Source organism: Pseudomonas sp. Irchel 3E20 (assembly GCF_900187645.1).
Lineage (GTDB): Bacteria > Pseudomonadota > Gammaproteobacteria > Pseudomonadales > Pseudomonadaceae > Aquipseudomonas.
Genome location: NZ_FYEE01000025.1, coordinates 581 through 6,207, shown reverse-complemented (window position 1 = coordinate 6,207; position 5,627 = coordinate 581). Strand labels below are relative to the sequence as shown.

The window sequence follows — 5,627 nt, the reverse complement described above, 5'->3', positions numbered from 1 at the left end:
GCATCGGCCTGGCCCTGATCGCCAGCGCCGGGGCGGTGGACATCCAGGCGCAACAGAGCGACATCCACCTCAGCGCCCAAAACGACCTGAAGATCATCTCGATCGAGGCCGAGGCACAAATGGCCGCGGGCACCACCCTGCACCTGGCCGTAGAGGGCGGCGCCAGCCTGACCCTGGAAGGCGGCAACATCACCTTCGCCTGCCCGGGCAGCATCAAGGTGTATGCCGGCAAACGCCGATTCAACGGCCCGATACAGCAGTACTTCCCCCTGCCCCCATTCCCGCGCAACCCACTGCCCGAGGTCGCGGCCACATTTGATTTGCGGCTGATGGATGTGCCGGGGCCTGATGCCACGGCCCTTGGCGCATTTGCGTGGCGGATTGTCAGGGCAAGCAGTCAATCGACTGCGCTTTTGAGTCAAGAGTCACTGCTAGAAGGCAATAGCGACGCCGACGGAAAGCTCAACCTATCTGCCGAACAGGAGCAGGCGCTAAAACTGGCTTACGACCAGGCCCCCAATGACTACTGGCTGGTCTTTGGCGATCAGGCGCGAGAAGTGGTCATGGAGGCAGACAAGGGCAAATGGTCCGAGCATCAAAAGCTGCTTAAAGGCCTGGATGCCAATGGCTATATGAGCGACAGCGTCCGTACCGGGGGGAATGGAACGGACGTTGACCACATCCAGGCCGCCCGCCGAGAAATGCAGGTCAACAGCGGCGAAGCCCTACTGAACAAACTCAAGGAGCAATGAAATGACCATCCCCGACAGTGGATTAGTCCCTCGCACCGTTTGCCAAATAGTCGACAGTGAAGGCAATGCCCTTAAAGCTTTCGCCACAGATGAGGTCTGGGTGCGATCAGCGTTTTCAGAGGCCACCAGAGGCAATGCCGTCAAACCCTACTTCACCGGTAAAGACTACTTTGCCGAGCTGATCGACGAATTTGCCAATGCCAAGCAAAGCATCTGTATTGCTGGGTGGCAGGTGAACTGGGACGCCCAGTTGGCCCCCGATGTACGCCTGTATGACTGCCTTCTGGCCGCAGCTCAGCGCGGCGTGATGATTTATGTCATGCCCTGGGACGACAGCGCACCGGTACAAACCTACGACGAGCAAACCCGCAACGTGTTGCAGCACATCAACCGCGAAGTCAAAGCGATGCGGGTGTTTGTCACCCTGGCAAAATCAATGGCAGACAAGGCTCGCGCGTTCTACAGCCACCATCAGAAACAGGTGGTGATCGACCAGCGCGTGGCCTTCGTTGGCGGCCTGGATCTGGCCTATGGCCGTTACGACGATGACTGTTTTGACCTGCGCGCCGACAGCGATGGCCGCCAGGGTATGAACCGCTACAACGGCTGCGTTCCGCAATTGGGTGAATTGGCGGCCGACATCTTGGTCAATCCGGATGAGTTACCTGACTACTGGAAGCCGATCACAAACTCCAGCCCCGGCGATGGGGTGCAGGCGAAGATCAAGGCCGGGGCTTACCAAACGCCCTACGCAGAAGACACGCCCGTCGCGGAAAAGCTTGGAAGCAAATTGACCGCAAGCGTGGCCTCCCTGGACCCCAAGTGCCAGCCGCGTATGCCTTGGCAGGATATTCATCTGCGCATCGAAGGCCCGGCGGTGTCCGACTTGGCGCGAAACTTCGTCTTGCGCTGGAACAGCAAACGCACGGAAGAAAACCAAACCAGGCATCGCCGAACCCAGGGGCCCGAAGCGGCAACTCTCACGCGGGGGCCGCTGCCCGTTTTGCCTGTACCGCCTGCTCCTGCGCATTTCCCACACGTTGGAACCTGCTGCGTACAAGTGTTACGCAGTGCGCCAAAAGCGATGTTGAAAAACGAAACCAATGAACAGGTATTGAAACCGCAGGACGACATTCTTCGCGCCATGGAGTTGCTGATCGAAAAGGCCAAGCATTACATCTATATCGAGCAGCAGTTTTTTGTCAGTGCCTTTGGTGAGGAAGGGGAAACTACCCGAACCGAGCCTGCGATCAGCATCGCCAACGCCGCCGGTAATGGGCCGGCGGCAACCCGGTGGATGCCGGGCGATGCGGCGGCCTTACCACAGAACAAGATATGCACGCGCCTGATCCAACGCATTGGCTGTGCAGTATTCACGGGTAATCCGTTCCACGTGTACATCGTGCTCCCCGTGCACCCTGAGGGCGGAGGGCTGGATAACCCGGCCATCGTCACTCAGGTGCATTGGACCCAGCAAAGCATCGCGTTCGGCACGCAAAGCCTGCTCAACGGGATTCGTTGGTACATCAAAGTGCGGGATTTGCGCGCCAGTGGGCAAATCACCCTGGAGCAGCAAGCGGCCGCGTGGGATAGGGGGCTAGTAGGGGTGGTGGAATTGGCACAGTCATTTCGTAATGTCACCAATCCCAGCGACGAGGCGTGCTTCGAGTTTGTAACCCTGCTTAACCTGCGCAATTGGGCACAGTTAGGTGATCGCTATGTCACCGAACAGATTTATGTGCACAGCAAAATGATGATCGTCGATGACCGTTATGCGTTGGTCGGCAGTGCCAATATCAACGACCGCAGCCTAGTGGGCGAGCGTGATTCGGAACTGGCCGTGTTAGTCATGGACACGGACGTGGAGCATAAAGACTTTTTAGGTAATGGGCGCCCGCAACCGACCCGCAAGTTGGCCCATGAACTGCGCAAAGGTGTATGGAGCAAGCTATTTGGGTTAAGCAGTGGTGTACGCCCGGCTGAAGCGTTGCGGGGCATGATCGATAGACCAGGGCATCCGGACTGTTGGAAGGCGATTCAGGATATAGCCAAGCGCAATGCTGAGCACTATGAAGCCGTATTTAAATATATTCCTCGAAATCATCAGCCTAATGAGCCGAAGGAGAACCCAGGCGAAACAGAGGACGCGCCTATTGCCCGTCCAGCCTCTATCTGGCCGGTGATTGATACCACATCAAAATATAACTCTCCAGGAACGACTGCTCTAGAGCATATAAAAAAACATCAGATGCCATTTGAGGCTTCGTTCTGGAAATCACCACAACATAACATCGCCTCTGTCTCTCGCCTCAGTGAGATACGCGCATTTATTGCAACTTACCCTGTGACCTGGACAAAGGGCGAAGATAATAATATGCGTTTCCATAATGCATTGATGACCCATGCTGAAAAAGTCGAGCCCCCGTTAGAGGGGTCTATTGACCATTCTACGCAAGAAAAGAAATTGGCTTCGGCATCTATCAAAAAACAGGAATATCGTGGATGAATTTTATTACTCGGTCATCATTATTCATTCTGCTGAACGTATGCACCTCACTCGCTTACGCACAGAAAATCAATGTGCCAGAGCAATGGAAGACCGAATGCATCGGAAACTTTCAGATTAGCGTTCCTGGCGATGTAGAACTTGCGCTGCTGCATTATCATGATAGGGATAAAAAATATAACTTCCGTACAAAAATGCTCCAGCGTGTTTTTTACGCAACAACAACTTACGGGGGGGGTATTGGCGTCTATTATGAAGATGAAAAAGAATTTTATTTAAAAACCCGACAAGCCGAAGTTGACAGGCTGGAGAAGTATCGATCAGACAATAAAGGCAACCCCAAAGCTGGAAAGTTTTCATATAGCTTTCCTGATGAAACCTCATTTTTAGCCAAGCACGGAAACTCGGACAGAATGAAAATTGAGGCTTCAAGTTATTATTCTGGCCGCCGCTACACCTATGAAACCCTTGATAGGCGAGATGAGGTTTCGGTAACTAAAGACTATGACAATTTTGCTAAAAACTTTCGCCCCCGCGCCCTTTACGAAATCCCCAATGAAAAAGGCGTGTGCATACCCTATGGCTTTATTAAAAGCGACACCCCTCAAGATCGAGTGATTTCCAGCGCCATGCGCTTGAAAGATCATCCTGACGTGACCGTGCTATTAATGGATAAAAGTGCTTCTCGGGGAGGTTTTGTCCGAAAGGAGAACCCCACCGCCATCGAGGAAATTCGTTACATCTGGGAGTGGGGTTTTAATTGGCGTACAGAAAAGCTACAAGCCACAGGCTTTCCTCGTTTTCCTTTAGTCCGTATTGCCGGCTATAAAGGTCGATCAAGTTTCGTCGAAATAACACGACCCAATCCCGCTACATACGATCCAGATGATGTCTGCACTAAGAATAGTTATTACGCCGAAGAACAGATTCTAGCTAAATGCCCGCCGCTCCCAGTGGACTACGGCTACGTCGCCTATGTTCAAGGCGACCCCAATGCCAAGGAAGACACACCTAGCCTGCTGCTCTACGTGCTGCAAGAGTCCAAATATGGTCCCGATGGCAAACCGTCTATTGGCAGGGACGAACTCCACACAATGGCCGACACCATCGCCGCGTCAATCAAGCGCCGTTAAGTGAGAATCGACGGCGTGCGGCTTGATATCAGGGGTATCCAACAAATGGCCTTGGTCGGCGGATTGGATTGGGCCTATGGCCGTAAGGAGTTGCTGACCTTAAGCAAAAATTTGCCAGCCTATCAACGCAAGAAAAGAAATGGACTTCAGTACCTATCAAAAAACAGGAGTACCGCGGATGAATCTGTTTATTAGATTTTCATTATTCTCCCTACTGGCTGCATGCACCTCGGTAGTCCATGCACAAAAAATTATCGTGCCAGAGCAATGGAAAACTGAATGTGTAGGCAATTTTGAAATCCGCCTGCCAGGGAATGTCGAAATTGCTGTACTTCGAAAAGTACTTTATGACTATCAAGATAGGTACAGGTTTTTTCCAAACCCTGGCCAAAAAGTATTTTTTGCACAAACAAGTTATGGAGGAGAAATAGGCGCCCACCCCCTTGGTGATAAAGAACTTTATTTTACGGCTCGTCAGGCTGAAGTTGATAGACTGGAAAAATACCGGGCAGACAATAAGGATAACCCCAAAGCCGGAACGTTTTCATATAGCTTTCCAGATGAAACCTCATTTTTAGCCAAGCACGGAAACTCGGACAGAATGAAAATTAAGGCTTCAAGTTATTATTCTGGCCGCCGCTACACCTATGAAACCCTTGATAGGCGAGATGAGGTTTCGGTAACGAAGGACTATGACAATTTTGCTAAAAACTTTCGCCCCCGCGCCCTTTACGAAATCCCCAATGAAAAAGGCGTGTGCATACCCTATGGCTTTATTAAAAGCGACACCCCTCAAGATCGAGTGATTTCCAGCGCCATGCGCTTGAAAGATCATCCTGACGTGACCGTGCTATTAATGGATAAAAGTGCTTCTCGGGGAGGTTTTGTCCGAAAGGAGAACCCCACCGCAATCGAGGAAATTCGTTACATCTGGGAGTGGGGTTTTAATTGGCGTACAGAAAAACTACAAGCCACAGGCTTTCCTCGTTTTCCTTTAGTCCGTATTGCCGGCTATAAAGGTCGATCAAGCTTCGTCGAAATAACACGACCTAATCCCGCTATATACGATCCCGCTGCATACGATCCAGATGATGTCTGCACTAAGAATAGTTATTACGCCGAAGAACAGATTCTAGCTAAATGCCCGCCGCTCCCAGTGGACTACGGCTACGTCGCCTATGTTCAAGGCGACCCCAATGCCAAGGAAGACACACCTAGCCTGCTGCTCTACGTACT

At 52.0% G+C, this 5,627-nt stretch carries 4 protein-coding genes; all 4 read left to right on the top strand.

Going from position 1 to position 5,627, the window contains the following annotated elements; all coding sequences use genetic code 11:
- Positions 1–752 (top strand): DUF2345 domain-containing protein (locus tag CKW13_RS24855; protein ID WP_256576668.1); only part of this gene is annotated, 752 nt, incomplete at its 5' end.
- Between the two features lies 1 nt (position 753).
- Positions 754–3,258, top strand: coding sequence for a phospholipase D-like domain-containing protein (locus CKW13_RS23990; protein WP_095111246.1), 2,505 nt, complete (start codon positions 754–756; stop codon positions 3,256–3,258).
- Positions 3,255–4,391: a T6SS immunity protein Tli4 family protein gene (locus CKW13_RS23985; RefSeq protein ID WP_095111245.1), complete on the top strand. Its 1,137-nt coding sequence runs from the start codon at positions 3,255–3,257 to the stop codon at positions 4,389–4,391. Before CKW13_RS23990 ends, CKW13_RS23985 begins: the two co-directional genes overlap by 4 nt.
- A gap of 178 nt (positions 4,392–4,569) precedes the next feature.
- On the top strand, positions 4,570–5,627 hold a 1,058-nt coding region (locus CKW13_RS24365), incomplete at its 3' end, for a T6SS immunity protein Tli4 family protein (protein ID WP_256576667.1).